This window comes from Providencia sp. Je.9.19 (genome assembly GCF_051129765.1).
In the GTDB taxonomy this organism is placed as follows: Bacteria; Pseudomonadota; Gammaproteobacteria; order Enterobacterales; family Enterobacteriaceae; genus Providencia.
Genome location: NZ_JBCPSS010000001.1, coordinates 118524 through 134209, shown reverse-complemented (window position 1 = coordinate 134209; position 15686 = coordinate 118524). Strand labels below are relative to the sequence as shown.

General features: G+C 40.8%; 19 protein-coding genes. 11 read left to right on the top strand and 8 right to left on the bottom strand.

Annotated features, from left to right (window positions below; all coding sequences use genetic code 11):
- Positions 1-4: 4 nt before the first annotated feature.
- From fliJ to AAZR93_RS00590, 11 genes are all read left to right on the top strand, one after another.
- Complete coding sequence (fliJ, locus tag AAZR93_RS00640; protein ID WP_294107754.1) at positions 5-448, top strand: flagellar export protein FliJ; 444 nt, start codon at positions 5-7, stop codon at positions 446-448.
- Positions 449-1852: a flagellar hook-length control protein FliK gene (locus AAZR93_RS00635; RefSeq protein WP_434718674.1), complete on the top strand. Its 1404-nt coding sequence runs from the start codon at positions 449-451 to the stop codon at positions 1850-1852.
- Positions 1853-2015: 163 nt separating this feature from the next.
- Positions 2016-2498: a flagellar basal body-associated protein FliL gene (fliL, locus tag AAZR93_RS00630; RefSeq protein ID WP_294107757.1), complete on the top strand. Its 483-nt coding sequence runs from the start codon at positions 2016-2018 to the stop codon at positions 2496-2498.
- A 5-nt stretch (positions 2499-2503) separates the two neighbouring features.
- The gene (fliM, locus tag AAZR93_RS00625; RefSeq protein WP_336430850.1) at positions 2504-3511 is read left to right on the top strand and encodes a flagellar motor switch protein FliM; all 1008 of its coding nucleotides are present in this window, start codon (positions 2504-2506) and stop codon (positions 3509-3511) included.
- Positions 3504-3920, top strand: a complete 417-nt coding sequence (gene fliN, locus AAZR93_RS00620; protein WP_294107759.1) for a flagellar motor switch protein FliN — start codon at positions 3504-3506, stop codon at positions 3918-3920. Before fliM ends, fliN begins: the two co-directional genes overlap by 8 nt.
- A 26-nt stretch (positions 3921-3946) precedes the next feature.
- Positions 3947-4405, top strand: coding sequence for a flagellar biosynthetic protein FliO (gene fliO / locus AAZR93_RS00615; protein WP_294107761.1), 459 nt, complete (start codon positions 3947-3949; stop codon positions 4403-4405).
- 12 nt (positions 4406-4417) lie between these two features.
- The gene (gene fliP, locus AAZR93_RS00610; RefSeq protein ID WP_294107763.1) at positions 4418-5161 is read left to right on the top strand and encodes a flagellar type III secretion system pore protein FliP; all 744 of its coding nucleotides are present in this window, start codon (positions 4418-4420) and stop codon (positions 5159-5161) included.
- An 8-nt stretch (positions 5162-5169) separates the two neighbouring features.
- Complete coding sequence (gene fliQ, locus AAZR93_RS00605) at positions 5170-5439, top strand: flagellar biosynthesis protein FliQ (RefSeq protein ID WP_294107765.1); 270 nt, start codon at positions 5170-5172, stop codon at positions 5437-5439.
- Between the two features lie 2 nt (positions 5440-5441).
- Positions 5442-6221, top strand: a complete 780-nt coding sequence (fliR, locus tag AAZR93_RS00600; RefSeq protein WP_336430851.1) for a flagellar biosynthetic protein FliR — start codon at positions 5442-5444, stop codon at positions 6219-6221.
- A gap of 355 nt (positions 6222-6576) precedes the next feature.
- The gene (locus AAZR93_RS00595) at positions 6577-6939 is read left to right on the top strand and encodes a hypothetical protein (protein ID WP_434718673.1); all 363 of its coding nucleotides are present in this window, start codon (positions 6577-6579) and stop codon (positions 6937-6939) included.
- A 74-nt stretch (positions 6940-7013) separates the two neighbouring features.
- Entirely contained in the window at positions 7014-7832 is an 819-nt protein-coding gene (locus AAZR93_RS00590) for a colicin-like pore-forming protein (RefSeq protein ID WP_434718672.1), read from the top strand.
- A 22-nt stretch (positions 7833-7854) separates the two neighbouring features.
- On the opposite strand, the gene AAZR93_RS00585 is transcribed toward AAZR93_RS00590, so the two are convergent.
- The 8 genes from AAZR93_RS00585 to flgG all read right to left on the bottom strand — a co-directional run bounded on the left by AAZR93_RS00585 (position 7855) and on the right by flgG (position 15680).
- The gene (locus AAZR93_RS00585) at positions 7855-8190 is read right to left on the bottom strand and encodes a colicin E1 family microcin immunity protein (RefSeq protein WP_434718671.1); all 336 of its coding nucleotides are present in this window, start codon (positions 8188-8190) and stop codon (positions 7855-7857) included.
- A 28-nt stretch (positions 8191-8218) separates the two neighbouring features.
- Positions 8219-8638 (bottom strand): hypothetical protein, encoded by a 420-nt coding sequence (locus tag AAZR93_RS00580; protein WP_434718670.1) that lies wholly within the window; start codon positions 8636-8638, stop codon positions 8219-8221.
- Positions 8639-9037: 399 nt separating this feature from the next.
- Positions 9038-9973, bottom strand: coding sequence for a flagellar hook-associated protein FlgL (gene flgL, locus AAZR93_RS00575; RefSeq protein ID WP_434718669.1), 936 nt, complete (start codon positions 9971-9973; stop codon positions 9038-9040).
- Between the two features lie 126 nt (positions 9974-10099).
- On the bottom strand, positions 10100-11740 hold the full coding sequence (gene flgK, locus AAZR93_RS00570; RefSeq protein ID WP_294107772.1) for a flagellar hook-associated protein FlgK: 1641 nt from the start codon (positions 11738-11740) through the stop codon (positions 10100-10102).
- A 172-nt stretch (positions 11741-11912) separates the two neighbouring features.
- Positions 11913-12890: a flagellar assembly peptidoglycan hydrolase FlgJ gene (gene flgJ, locus AAZR93_RS00565; protein WP_434718668.1), complete on the bottom strand. Its 978-nt coding sequence runs from the start codon at positions 12888-12890 to the stop codon at positions 11913-11915.
- Positions 12890-13993, bottom strand: a complete 1104-nt coding sequence (locus tag AAZR93_RS00560) for a flagellar basal body P-ring protein FlgI (RefSeq protein WP_434718667.1) — start codon at positions 13991-13993, stop codon at positions 12890-12892. Before AAZR93_RS00560 ends, flgJ begins: the two co-directional genes overlap by 1 nt.
- 29 nt (positions 13994-14022) lie before the next feature.
- On the bottom strand, positions 14023-14697 hold the full coding sequence (locus AAZR93_RS00555; RefSeq protein ID WP_434719610.1) for a flagellar basal body L-ring protein FlgH: 675 nt from the start codon (positions 14695-14697) through the stop codon (positions 14023-14025).
- Between the two features lie 200 nt (positions 14698-14897).
- On the bottom strand, positions 14898-15680 hold the full coding sequence (gene flgG, locus AAZR93_RS00550) for a flagellar basal-body rod protein FlgG (protein WP_294107779.1): 783 nt from the start codon (positions 15678-15680) through the stop codon (positions 14898-14900).
- Positions 15681-15686: the final 6 nt, after the last annotated feature.

The window sequence follows — 15686 nt, the reverse complement described above, 5'->3', positions numbered from 1 at the left end:
ATAAATGTCAAATAACAATGCCTTAGCCACATTATTAAGCTTAGCTGAAAAAGCCTCCGAAGAGGCGGCGAAAGTATTGGCACAGGTACGTCAAACACATACGCAAATGAGCCAACAACTCAATATGTTGGAAAATTATCAGTCAGAGTACCGACAAAAACTAAATCAAACTCTGCACGCTGGGATGGCGTCTGACAAATGGCAAAATTATCAACAATTTCTAGTGACTCTAGAGCTCACCATTGAACAGCAACAACAGCAACTGACTATGTGGGAGCAACGAGTTAACGACGCCAACCGCCATTGGCAAGAAAAACAACAACGAGTCAACGCGTTTGATACCTTAATTCAACGCGCAGAACATACCGAATGCCAACGTCAAAATCGTTTAGAGCAAAAACAGATGGATGAATTTGCCCAACGAGCGACTTTACGGAGAATCCAATAAATGGATGTCAACGCGAACTTACTACCCACAGCTTTACCGGCTAATACCGCTAAAAATGCCAATTCGCAAAAAAATGAAACACATACTGATGAAAATCAAGCTACTGTGTTGCCATTTCAAGCCGTATTAGAGAGCCAACAACCCGCGCCTAAAAATACACAAGCGGATGCTTCCACAAAAACGCCAAATGATGAAAATGGACTGAATAAGCAAATTGTCTCGGATAAGCTCGCTGAATCAAAAACTGAGGCAACTTCGCAACCGCCAATAACCAAAGAAAGTGCTGAAAATACCCTTGATCAGCTCAATTTCAGTCGTAATTTGCGCGCTGATAACGGGTTAGCAATAGACAGCACACAAACTGCACTGAAAGCCGAGCTTCTGACGGGTAAGCAAGAGGGTGAACAAGCGTGGCAAGATAATTTAAAGTTATCTTTAACCGATCGCATACAGACTACATCTACGACAACTATCACTACAGATAAGCAAACAACCCTCGGTGTATTCACCCAGAAGATGCAACCGTTGAATGATGATATACAAAATGCCTCACAAACTGATGGTAAGCATTTAATTGGCTCACAGTTGGAATTAGCGGACGAAGAAAAAGCGCCAACTTTGGGTGTATTTATCAAAAATGAAAAAGATGAACGCCGCGATCAGCCACTTTTTTCGCTAGATAATCATCGTGATATCACCACTAAAAAATTAACTGAAGACTTTGCGCCTCTGAATAAAAAAGTTGTCGATAAAGAACCGTTATCGAGCCTACAAACTATCGTATCAGACAGTATCAATAGTGGTGCAAAAGGCGCATTTACAATCCAAAGTGAAACTGGGGCTTTTGCTAGCTCACAAACTCACCAAGCAACAACACAAGCCATTAGTATGATGCCTACGCAGTCAACGGCACAAGCAGCGGCGATGAATGCGCCAATGGCTCCACCCACTTTGCATCTCAATAGCCAATTGGGAAGTGAAGCTTGGCAACAACAGCTAAGCCAACATATGCTATTTTTCTCACGCCAAGGTATTTCACAGGCTCAGATTCGTTTACACCCCGAAGAACTCGGTTCCCTGAATGTTCATTTGCGTATTGAAGACAACCAAGCTGTGATGCATTTCGTTTCACCTCATAGTCATGTGCGCGCCATTATGGAGTCTATGATGCCTGTTTTGCGCAGTGCATTGCAAGAAAGTGGCATTAACTTAGCACAAGGCTCGGTTGGGCAAGATAATTTCAATCAACAATCTGATTCCCAACAGCAAAACGCCACCCATCATGATGGAAAAATTACGGCGACGCATTCAACAGCCGGTGCCGTCGGGATCAGTGAGGCGAATACTATCAATTCCGTTAATAACAATACGGCTCGCCAAGGTGGCATCAACACTTTCGCATAATTAATAAACAAATGGCGGTGATTTTATAACTGAAGCCCAGAGTTACCGCCTTTTTGTTTCGTTTTTCACTCCTTTAACTCTACGCAAGCAAGCCATAATGCTAGAGATCATAAAGTAAAAACCCATTTGGGTTTGGCATCTAAGAAACAGGAATTCAGCTAACATGTCGTCTTCACGCAATGAATCTAAGAGTTCGAATAAAGGGTTGATCATACTGTTCGCCCTTCTCGCCCTAGCCGGTGCTGGTTTTGGTGGTTATAGCTGGTGGATGACACAACAAGAGGCTCATGTCACAAATGAAGACGAAAAACGTCCTAATATGCCTCAACCGATTTTTATGGAGCTGGAACCTTTTACCGTTAACCTACCAGGGTTAAGCGACGCACCAGATCGCGTGCTCTATATCCATATCACCTTGCGTCTTGCGAATGAGAAATCACGTAAACAACTTCATGAATATATCCCTGAAGTACGTAGCCGTATATTGCTTCTGCTTTCAGAACAACAATCTAAAATAATGAGCACTCATGAAGGCAAGCTAAAATTGATGAAAGAAATTAAGGGTACGCTAACTCCTGCTTTGATCCCCGGAGATACCGATCAGGATATTTCCGATGTGCTATTTACTACTTTTATTCTGCGATAATTCTAATGAGCGATAATATTTTATCTCAGGCTCAAATTGATGCGCTACTGAATGATGATGCGCCATCAACCAATACGCCTGCTCCCGAGCATCAAGGAAAAGATAATATCCGACCATATGACCCGAATACTCAACGTCGAGTTATTCGGGAGCGGATGCAATCCCTTGAAATCATTAATGAACGCTTTGCTCGTCAATTCCGTATGGGCTTATTTAATATGTTACGCCGTAGTCCAGATATTACGGTCGGTGGCATTAAAATCGAGCCATATCATGAATTTGCTCGAAATCTACCCGTACCCACAAACTTAAACTTAATTCACATGCCACCTTTACGTGGTACTGCCTTGTTCACATTTGAACCCGCGCTAGTTTATATCGCTGTGGATAATTTATTTGGTGGAGATGGTCGGTTCCCTGTCCGTTCAGAAGGTAAAGAGTTTACTAATACCGAACAGCGTATTATCAATCGAATGCTTAAATTAGCCTTAAATGCTTATCGCGATGCATGGAAGCCAATTGCCGATATCGAAGTTGAATATGTTCGTTCTGAAATTCAAGTTAAGTTTACCAATATCACCACGTCGCCGAATGACATTGTCGTTACAACGCCGTTTTTAGTCGAAATTGGTAACACCGTGGGTGAATTCAGTATTTGTATTCCGATTGCCATGATTGAACCACTGCGTGAGCGTTTAATTAATCCGCCAGTGGAGCAAGGACATCAAGAAAATGAAGCTTGGGTCACCAATTTAGTCACTCAAGTGAAACGTTCTGAACTTGAACTCGTCGCTAATTTTGTCGATATTCCGCTACGAATTTCCCGATTACTGCAACTCCAAAAAGGGGATGTTATCCCTATAGATAAGCCAGACCGCCTGATGGTGAATGTCGATGGCGTGCCGGTATTGACCAGTCAATACGGAACCCAAAATGGCCAATATGCGTTGCGCGTAGAACATTTGATTAACCCTGTTTTAAACACTCTAGATGAGGAAAGTACCAATGAGTGAGGCGAAGAATTCTTCTGATGCATCAACCAATCAAGACACTGAAGACCTGTGGGCTGAAGCACTAGAACTGCAAAAAAAAGCGGAATCCGCCGCCTCAGGTGCGCAAGCCTTTGATAGCTTTGATGGGCAAAATCCACTCAATCAGTTATCTGATATCAATCTGATTATGGATATTCCCGTTCGCCTTTCGGTGGAATTGGGTCGCACTAAAATGACTATCAAAAAATTACTGAGTCTATCTCAAGGCTCGGTCGTGTCTCTGGATGGTTTAGCTGGTGAGCCTTTGGATATTCTGATCAATGGTTACTTAATCGCTCAAGGTGAAGTGGTCGTGGTTTCGGATAATTATGGTATTCGAATTACTGACATTATCACGCCATCTGAACGTATGCGCCGCTTAAGTCGCTAAGCTAATAAACAGGTGAATAACTGAATATGACATTACCGACTGAAACGCAACAGACGCCGAACAACGCGCCATTTTTATCTAGCACTATCATGCCAAGTGAACCTGCTGCGCCGGCTATCAATCATAATGATAGTTTGATACAAATTTCGGGGTCTCTTGGCGGTATTATTTTATTGATACTTGTCGGCGCTTGGTTGGTTAAAAAATTAGGCTTTGCACCCAAAAAAATGGGTAAAAACCAAATTATTAATGTTAAAGGCAGTTGTTCACTGGGTAATAAAGAGCGCGTTGTCGTGATTGAAGTTAATCATGAATATTTAGTGCTCGGCGTTACGGCTCAGACCGTCAATTTGTTGCATCAATACCCTGCTCAATCAGAAAATGAATTTGATGCGCAATTAGAGCCACTCACGTTTCAATCTTTATTAAATAAAAAACAAGATGCCGCCAAAAAAGCGGCTTCGGTTGTACCTATTTATAAGTAACCGGAAGCGCACATGTTATCTTTAAAACCGACCGCGGTTATTGCTGCGCTCTTGTTTATTCTGCCCAACAGCGCTTTCGCAGCGCTACCCGCAGTTATCAGCCATACGCTCGCTGATGGTGGCCAAACATGGTCATTGCCTGTACAAACACTGCTATTTTTAACACTACTTGGTTTTATCCCTGCATTACTATTAATGATGACCAGTTTCACCCGTATCATTATTGTGCTGGGATTATTGCGAAATGCGCTAGGTACCCCTTCTGCACCACCCAACCAAGTGCTGCTAGGATTAGCTCTGTTCCTCACCTTTTTTGTGATGTCCCCCGTGGCAGATCAGGTTTACCGTGAGGCATATCAACCTTTTAGTGAAGATAAAATCAGCCTTGAAATCGCCTTAGAGAAAGGAACTGCGCCGTTTAGAACCTTTATGTTAGGGCAAACTCGTGAGTCAGACTTAGCATTGTTCGCACGTATCGCCAAAATTGGTGATATTCAAGAAGCTAAAGATGTTCCGATGCGAATTTTAGTACCTGCATTTATTACCAGTGAGCTAAAAACAGCATTTCAGATCGGTTTTACCATTTTTATTCCTTTCCTGATCATCGACCTCGTTGTCGCCAGTGTTCTGATGGCGTTAGGTATGATGATGGTGCCACCTGCAACTGTTTCGTTGCCATTTAAATTAATGCTATTTGTACTGGTTGATGGCTGGCAATTGTTGCTTGGTTCATTATCGCAAAGCTTTTTTAATTAGGAATTATTATGACACCTGAATCCGTTATGGCGATGGGCACTGAAGCAATGAAGATTGCGCTAATGCTAGCAGCACCTTTATTGCTAGCCGCCCTTGCTGCTGGTTTGATTATCAGTTTGCTACAAGCCGCGACTCAGGTTAATGAGATGACGTTGTCATTTATTCCTAAAATATTATCTGTAATTTCGGTATTAATTATCGCTGGCCCTTGGATGCTAAACTTGCTCACTGACTATATACGCGCCTTATTTACTAATCTGCCGTTTATAATTGGTTAGCAATGTTAACCATCACCAGTGAAACACTCACACTGTGGCTTAGCCAAGGTTTTTACCCTTTCATACGCCTTTTGGCGCTGTTTGGTACAGCGCCATTTTTTAATGAAAAACAATCAGTAACTAAAGTTCGCGTCATGCTAGCGTTCTTTATTGTTTTGATTGTATCGCCGCAACTTCCCGTAGTTAATATTCCACTGTTTTCTGCTATGGGTTTATGGGTGATTGTTCAGCAAATGGTGATTGGTGTCGCTATGGGATTAACGATGCAAATGGCTTTTGCTGCTGTACGCCATGCGGGTGAAGTAATTGGCTTGCAGATGGGATTATCTTTTGCGACCTTTTTTGACCCGACTGGCGGCCCTAACATGCCGATTCTAGGCCGTATTTTAAATCTTATTACACTATTACTTTTTCTCGCCTTTGACGGCCATTTATGGCTAATTTATATTTTAGTTAGTTCTTTTGACCTACTACCGATTCAAACGGCTCCTTTAAATCGAGATGGTTTTTGGGTCTTTGTACAATTTGCTAATACCATATTTATCAATGGATTAATGCTGGCATTGCCCTTTATTATTTTGTTTTTAATCCTCAACCTTGCCCTCGGTATATTAAACCGCATGACCCCGCAACTCTCCGTATTTGTCGTCGGTTTCCCCCTCACCCTGACAATTGGCATCAGTATGTTAGGCGTGCTTATTTCCATTCTCCCCAGCTACACAGAACGTCTTATTAGCCAAGCCTTCGAACAGTTATCACTGATGTTTAATTTGTTTGTTTGATGGTTTTTGACAACGGTTATCAATTACGTATTTAAGATTTGCGCTCAAATGCTAGAAAAACGACTTTATATTTTCAGAGTAAATTTGAGTACCAGAGTACTTGAGAAACATAATATTTAAGCGCCATAGTATATGGCGCTTAAATCGTCCTGACTGAGTAAAACGGGCAATGTTAAGCGGTAAATCCAGAGACTTAATAAAATGAGCCTTAAGCGATTTAACTGTGTAGCACCAATATAGTAATGTCGCTTTTTATTTATTGCACTGGGAATAATTTTCATTGATATATACCCACATGACTGTATAAAAAAACAGTACATGTAATATGTTATTTGGATAAAGAGGGTAAATTATTATGGCTAATCGATATGAAGATACAACACCTTATGAAAGAGAAGTAATGACCTCTATGGGGTATCAATGGCGAGAACATTCATGGCAAAAATCTTATGGTAATACTAACTTTATGTCAGTTCATGCATGGGTAGGTCAAATCCCCAAACAATCAGGTCGTATATCAATGTGGGATAGTAAGCTAGGTGATATGAATAATAATGATAGTGTGCTACGTGATCTTTGGGAGGACGATAGTCCACCGCCGATGGTTCCCCCTAAAGTCCCAGAGGAAGTCAAAAAAAACGTCGAGAAGAATTTAAACGATTATTTTCTCAGATTGATGAAGTTAAAAAGAAATTGGTTTCTAGCCGTGATGCATTAGCTCAAGAAATTAATAAAAATTTAGATAAAATAAAAAAATAAAATGATCCTTTAACTAAAAGTGAATTAAATTTATTGTCAGAAAAATCACAACTTCAAAAAGAAAAAGAAGTTGGCATACAAAAAGAATTGGAACTAGAAGAAGCTAAAGCCAAGTGGAGAAGTGAAGGTGATGAAGCAGAATATTACTTTGATGAGACAGGTAAAGGTAAATATGGGACGTTGCAAGATGCAATTGATAACGAGACGGCCTATTATAAAAGTTTAGATGTTTTAAAAAATGTAGTAACGAAACAAAATAATAAAATAAAAAATGCTGAAAATAACGTCAGTAAAGCGGAGAAAGAGTTTAATGATGTTAAAGACTCGGTGAAATTTGTGGCTGATTTCTACAAAGAGGTCTTTAAAGTTTACGGAGAAAAGGCAGAACAGTTAGCTAAAGCATTAGCAAACCAAGCCAAAGGAAAGAAAACCCGCAATGCCAATGATGCACTAAAATCTTACGAAAAACACAAAGCTAACATCAATAAAAAAATCAATGCTAAAGACCGTAAAGCTATTGCGACAGCATTAGAATCTGTAAAAGTTGCAGATATTGCTAATAACTTTAAGCGGTTCAGTAAAGGTATGGGATATGCTGGTATAGCTATTGATGTTAATGATCTCAGAATAGAATTAATAAAAGCCTACCAGACTGATAACTGGCGCCCATTTTTTGTTAAGGCAGAAACAATTATGGCAGGAATGGCGGCTACAGCTGTAGTCGGATTTGCATTCAGCTTCTTGTTGGGTGGCCCTATAGGGCTTCTTGGTTACGGCTTAATTATGGCTGTAGTCGGTGCCTTAATTGATGATAAATTGGTCGAAGACGCAAATAAACTGATTGGCATTTAATTAGTTTAATAAAAAAAGCTGCTTATTTATCTAGCAGCTTTTTTATCAATAAGCCTAATAATAAAAATACTGTAATTGGAATGGAAAATAAAAAAACAGTCCCATAATATATCGCCAATCCGCCCATTTTACCGGGAGTATCCATAAAGAATCCTCTATTCCAAAACTCCCGAGTGGTGAATTTCAAGAATAGCCACTCAACCGCCCATTTAGCAAATGGATATAACCCCATGCCGGAAATACTAATGAATAAAATTAAATTTTTATATTTTAATTCACTATCCAGACATGAGTATAAAAATAAGGCACCTATAAACCAGCCCCAGCACATATTTTGAATATAATATTGTTTACTCATTAAACTCTATCCTGTTATCCGCTGGGTATTATTTTACCTTAAATTTCCCTTGTTTCCATTGCTTGATAGTATTCGCTTTGGCTGCGGCACTCTGAATATAACCAATCCCCCACGAACCGACACCGTACTGATAAATCTGATGTTTATAGGCACTTTCAGCGGTCGCTTCCCCAGCATAAGGCGCAACCGTATCCTGAAATGCCATAATGCCGTCATTTGTCCCGAAATCAGGCCAGTCAGCAATAAATTTTTTGATATCATCAGCCCCTTTTTTACAGGCTACTACTAATTCTTTATACGGTGTTTCAGCTCCCTCTTTAATTAATGCTTTAGCATTATAATCACAGTTATAACCAATATAAGCAGTAACCGCTTGTTCATATTCAGTATCAGCCAACCCAAATGGGCTGAAGCTGAGAGTAATAACTAATAATATTTTTTTATTCATCAAACTTTATCCTGCTATCTCAGATGGTGGCTATAGAGCATGTTAAGATAAAGTTTATATGAGAATGATACGTAATACCAATAATGTTAATATCGTCATGTGCCAAATTTTCGTAATATAGAATTCACAAATTAATCGATTGGTTCATCCTTCATATAATGAATTATTTAACATAATACCTTTTACATACCCTGCGAATGTAGCACCAATTTACTTATAACTTTAGTCAAAGGAGTTATGTATTTATGTGATAACAATCTAAGAGAATCGTATTTTTACTTTGCGAGAAAGGGGGTGACATTTTAAACTTGCAATAACAAAAAAATCACACCTGAAAATAAAGATATTATTTCAAAATGTGATTTATTTAAACGCGGTCTACTTAAACAAAAAAGCGAATTAACGGCCGCCGAATAACGACATGCTGTTCAAGTCCTTAAAGATATCTTGAGAAGCTTCAAACATCGCTTTTTCTTTATAGTAATCGGTCGTTGTACCTGTCCAGTTAGTACTTAACAGCTCACTTTTACGCTGCTCATTTTGAATGGTGCGCGTGTCAGCCAAGAAATCTAATTTTTCGATTTCTTGTAGTTGTAAGCCTTGTTTTGCTTCAATATTAGAAACTTGGTCTAGTGCTAACTTAATGCCTCTGTTAGCGGCATTTATGCCTTCTTGTGCTCTGTCTAAATCTGCTTGTGGTGCATCTTCTTGAGGAATTTTAAGCGCTTTAATCCCTTCATTCAGCGATTTAAACACATTCACCACATTGCTACCGTCTGTTTCAAAAACCTGCGCACCAGTGAAATAAGTGGTCATTTCCCGATCGCTAGACACGTTCTGCATAACAGGCTTGTCGCCACCATTGTATTTAACTTCACCATCGGCAGTGGTTTCAAATGGTGGCTTATCTGACTTAAAGCCAGCAAAAATATAACGGCCATTACCATCAGTGGTATTGCCCAGCGCCACCAACTGATCTTTAAGACCCGTTAATTGTTCTGCTAGTGAATTTCTATCTTTATCACTCAAGCCACCTTGGTTTGAAGCTTGAATAATAGTGGTATCGATTTGTGTTGTCACATCAGTCATTTGCGACAAAATACTCATTTGTAACGTCATGCCTGTTTTTGCAAAACCACGGCTCGTTACATACTGTTGATTACGGTTTTCAGATTGATTAATGCGTACCGCTTGGGATGAGGCTTGTGGATCATCCGAAGGCTTACTCACTCGTTTACCCGATGCTAATTGGCTACCCGCATCCATCCAACGAGATTGTGCATTATTCATGTCTTGCAATCGTTGATGGTAAATCATATTGGTACTTAAACGCATAATATTTAAATCCTTATTTAACGCTCTCTTATCCCCAAAATAACCTTAACTTATTGCCAATAATTCAAGTTACACAGTAATGGCGATGTGATGCATAGTCACTGGTAACTTGAAAAAACGAATAAATTAAAATGCGCGCATCAATGCATTAAACAAGTCATCGACGGTCTTTAATACCTGAGCATTAGCATTAAAAAACTGCTGAATTTTTTGCATCTGAATACTTTCTTCATTCATATTCACGCCAGAAATCGCTTGTTCTTGCTGATAAAAACTTTCTGTCATTTTATTTTGTGTTTCAGAGTCAATTTGAGCTTGCTTTGTTCTGCTACCAACGTCATTAACTAATGTTGCGTAGAAATCTGAGAACGTAGAACTATTATCAACTAGTTTTTGATCCTGTAATTTAACCAGTTCTTTGATGTTTTCGTTATCACCAGGACCACTATCTTTACTACCCGCTGCGGCAAAATCGGATGCATCAGTGACTTTGGTTTGCATCCCATTAATAACGCCGTTCACCGGCTTAACAACGAATGAATCCCCTTTCATGGCAGGACCATTACTGATGTTAAGTTCTATACCATCAAATTTGAGAACACCATTCGTTGCACTATCTACAGTGACTTTACTGCCTTCAGGCAAACGAGTGACATTCCATTCAGTGCCATCAAAACGCATTTCATAGTTATTACCCGTCACCTTAGATACATCACTGTATTTAAGATCGAAATCGACTTTGCTTTGATTATAGGTATTGCTAACTACGCTACCTTTACCAATATCAAAGAAATCCCCCCCTTGTTCACCGTTAGCTTTGAAACCTTTACTATGCGCTTCATTAAATTTGGTGGTGAACACTAAGGCGAGCTTATTTAATTTTTGATAAGCAGGGTCAATCACTTCTTGGCGTGAGCGTAAAATGCCGCTTAATTCACCACCACGGAATGATTCATCCGGTATTTCACGTGCTTGACCATTTGCACCAACAAACCCAATACTAAAACGGCTGTCATCTTTAGACGATGGAACGGCTTCTAGACGATTCGCTTTTTCACCCGTGACTAATGGCAAACCATTCGCAAAGGTCACGTTATAGTTACCATTTTGTTCGATAACTTTAACGCCAATCAGTGAATTAACTTCATTCACGAGGCGATCGCGCACATCTAGCAAGTCATTAGGTTCTGAACCGCTAACTGAGCGAACTCGTGCTATTTGCTGGTTTAAACCCGCAATTTTTTCTGCGTAGATATTAATGTCTTTCACCTTGTTTTCAATTTGGTGATTAATATCGCGCTCCATTTCTTGTAGACGTCTATCGGCTTCTTTGAATTGCCCTACAAGAGCATTCGCTTTGCCTAAAAAGACATCAATCAGTGTTTTATCACTTGCATCACTGGAAGCTGAATCCAATGCAGTAAAGAAACTACCAATATTGCTTGAAATATCTTCAATATCGTTAGTCAGTAAATCATCAACCTTATTACAGTTTTTAACGTAAGCCTCATAATCACCGCTACGTGCGCGAGATTGGCTATATTGTGCGTTAACAAATTCATCAAACTCACGACGAACATGACTGAAATAAGTACCATTACCAAAATAACCGTTAGGTGTCATTGTGCCGGGATTCTCCCCGAAAACAGCACTTTGGCGGTGATAATAGCCCACACCGGCGTTCGCTAGGTTATTTGAAATAACACTTAGCCCACCTTGCGCGGCATTGACACCACTTAGCGCATTATTCATTACATTGTTCAGCATAAGCTTTTCCTGTTCTTGGCGTGTATCCCATAAGGATAGTCACCTGAATTTCTTCACTTAATCAGTTATCGGAAAATTGGCGTAAACATTTAGTCCTAACGCCCTTTAATACTTAAAATAATTCAGGTTTTGAGCTAAATAGTGACTCACACAACCGAAAACATGTTCAGTATTAAAAAATATCATTTAAGTCGATGGTGTAAGCCTGTACAGCTCTAGATGCAGACGTATTTACTGGTTGATGACCACGAATTTGGTTAATCAACGTAATTAATTTATCTGAGTACCCAGGATCTGTTGCATACCCTGCTTGATGCAATCGACGAGCAGCTATTTCAGGACTCGATGCTGTTTGTACATTCTTATAGCGTGGATTATCAGTCAGTAGGCTAATGTAATCGGCAATAGCTTCTTCGTATGAGCCATACACCCGAAAATCATCTCGCATTTTAAGGGTTTTACCGTCAATCACTTCTGTCGTCATGATATTTGTGACAGGGCCTTGCCAGCTTTTTCCTGCTTTAATACCAAACAGGTTATGACTAGTTTTACCGTCCATAGTGAGGATTTCTCTTTGTCCCCAACCACTTTCTAGCGCGGCTTGCGCTAAAATCAAGAAATGCGAAATACCACTTTTTTGGCTCGCCGCTTTCGCAGGCTCCATCAATCGACCAATAAAATTAGTGCTATTAAGTGATAATGATTTTATTTTTTGGAATGGTGCAGAAAGTGCATCTCCCGTAGGGGCAAAACGGCGCATCATTTGTGCCATCGAAAATGGCGGCAATGATTGCAAGGTTTTCTCATCTAACGAGGAAAAAGAAGCTTGAGTCGGTAAATCTTGTTGCTGCGAGTTGCGCGTTAACTGTTGGTACATCATATCGGCAAAACCAAGCCCTTTTTGCGATAAATCTTGAGCAATTTGCTGATCATACATACTGGTTAACATACGTGTTTGGTCGCTTGAAAACATACCATCTTGTGGAAGCGCCGAACGCATACTTTTTAGCATCATTTGAACAAAAGTGGCTTCAAGTTGCTGCGTAACATGACGCAGCCCTTGTTCAGGATCTTTATTCAATTCACCTTTCAAGCTGCTTAGGGACTGAACATCAAATGCAGCCCCTTGCAATAACTGCATATCACTCATTAAATAATCTCCAATTTCGCACGTAGGCAACCTGCACTTTCCATCGCCTGCAAAATTGACATCAAATCATTAGGTGTCGCCCCTAATGTATTGAGTGCTTGAATTACTTGATTGAGTTGCACACTCGCGTTGACTTTTTGCAGTGCCCCACCTTGATCACGCACACCCACACTGGTATTACGCGTGACAACGGTTTGACCGCCTGCAAAAGGCGTATCAGGCTGACTCACTTGAGTTTGTCTTTCCACTGTAACTGCCAAACTACCGTGGGCTACTGCGCAGCTTTCTAACGTCACACTGCGATTAATCACCACTGAGCCTGTTCGGGAATTTAATATCACTTTGGCTTCTGCGATTGGCGTGCGCACATTCAACTCTTGTACACGGGATAAAAAGAGCACTTGATCTCGATTGTTTGCAGGAACCAGCAATTGAACAGTACGTGAATCCAGCGCCGTTGCTGTGCCCATCCCACCCATACGGTTAATCGCGTCTGTAATATCTTGTGCTAAGGTAAAACTATCTTCATTCAATTGCAGGTTGATAGCACCACTTTGACCGAAGTTGCTCGGTAATTCGCGCTCAATCGTCGCTCCACCAGAAATTCGTCCGCCATTAAGTTGATTCACTTTAATGCTGCTGCCACCACCACTTGCTCCCGCACCGCCCACTAAGACATTGCCTTGTGCCATTGCATAAACTTGACCGTCAGCGCCTTTTAACGGCGTCATCAATAACGTACCACCACGTAAACTTTTGGCATTACCCATTGATGAAACAACAATATCGACTTCCTGCCCTGCACGTGAAAAAGGAGGCAGTTTTGCCGTGATCATCACCGCCGCCACATTTTTCAATTGCATATTAGTGCCAGCCGGAACAGTGATCCCCATTTGGGATAACATATTGTTCAAGCTTTGAGTGGTAAATGGTGTTTGCATGGTTTGGTCACCAGTTCCATCAAGGCCAACCACTAAACCATAACCAATTAATGCGTTATCTCGCACACCTTGTATGGAGGTAAGGTCTTTAATGCGCTCACTTTGCGCAGGTGCCACAACAAGGCAAAATAGTGATAGCAAAATGAATATTTTGTTTTTCATTGAATTCTCTCGGCTGTTCTATTCGCTAATTAATAAGGGGATACATTTAAGAAGAAGCGCTGTAACCAACCCATATTTTGCGATTCATTGATATAACCATCGCCGACATATTCAATACGAGCGTCTGCGACTTGCGTCGAGCTCACATTATTATCTGCACCAATTGTGCGTGGATTGACGACACCAGAGAAGCGGATGGATTCAGTACCTTGATTAATAGCTATCTGTTTTTCACCCACGACATGTAAATTCCCATTGGCTAATAACTGGTCAACGGTAACGGTAATAGTGCCTTTAAAGGTATTATTTGCATTCGCGCCACCTTTACCGGTGAAATCACTATTTCCTTTGATATCCAACTCAGTGTTATTACCGCCTATCCAACCTTGCATAAATCCAGGCAGGATAGCCGCCAGAAAGCCTGTTTTCCCACTCCGATTCGCGTTAGCTGATGAGTTTTTACTAGCACTGACATTTTCTTGTAAGTTGATAGTCAAAATATCACCGACATTGCGCGGTCGCCTATCTTCAAACAGAGGCTGATAACCATAATAAGCAGGCTGAGCACTTTGAAAAATAGCACCATTTGGCGAAGGCGCAGTAGGTGCTGTTGGCACCGCTGTCGTTGTCGTATTCACCAACGGACTTGGTTTGATATACGCACAACCGCTCATCGTGAACATCAAAACAGCCACCAGCCACATTGGCTTAGGCGTACAAAAACGCGAATGTAAAACTGTTGCCTGCGGTTGTGGAACCATGTCGCTTTCAATCATCATGCTACTCTTTTGCTGCTGTATACGTTTTGTCATCATGAAGAGTTCCTTCTCACTGACAATTCACAACGCTAGTCTTACAATACGATGTGAATTGTCGCTCACGCGAGTGTCTATCAGGGCATTAATTACAGTTGTGCTAGACGTTGTAACATCTGGTCAGACGCCGATACCGCTTTACTGTTAATTTCATATGCACGCTGAGTTTGAATCATATTAACCAGCTCCTCAGCCACATTGACGTTAGAGGTTTCTAACATGTTCTGATAAAGCAAACCGGCACCATTCGTTCCCGGTGCACTTTCATTTGGTGCGCCTGAACTGGCCGTTTCCATATAAAGATTTTCACCCATGCTCTCAAGGCCAGCATCATTGATGAAAGTCGTCAGAGTAATTTGTCCAATTTGCTGCGGCTGATTATCCCCAAAAACAGTGACCGAGACAGTACCATCACGAGCAATACTGAGGCTATTTGCATTATCGGGGATCATAATTGCAGGCACGATTTGAAAACCACTAGAGGTGACTAATTGTCCATCTTGGTTTGGCTGCAAAGCACCATCACGCGTATAAGCATCGGTCCCATCTGGCATTTGAACATGCAAAAAGCCTTGGCCTTTGATCGCGATATCCGTCGTGTTACCTGTTTTATTCAGGTTCCCTTGCTCATGAACACGCATTGTCGCAACCGGACGTACCCCTGTACCCATCTGTAAACCGGATGGTAACGAGGTTTGATCTGAGCTCATAGCACCCGGCTGGCGAATGTTTTGATACAATAAATCTTCAAACACAGCCCGTTGACGTTTAAAACCATTGGTACTGACGTTAGCCAAGTTATTCGAAATGACATCAAGGTTAGTTTGTTGAGCATCAAGCCCAGTTTTCGCAATCCATAGAGAACGGATCATAATAAT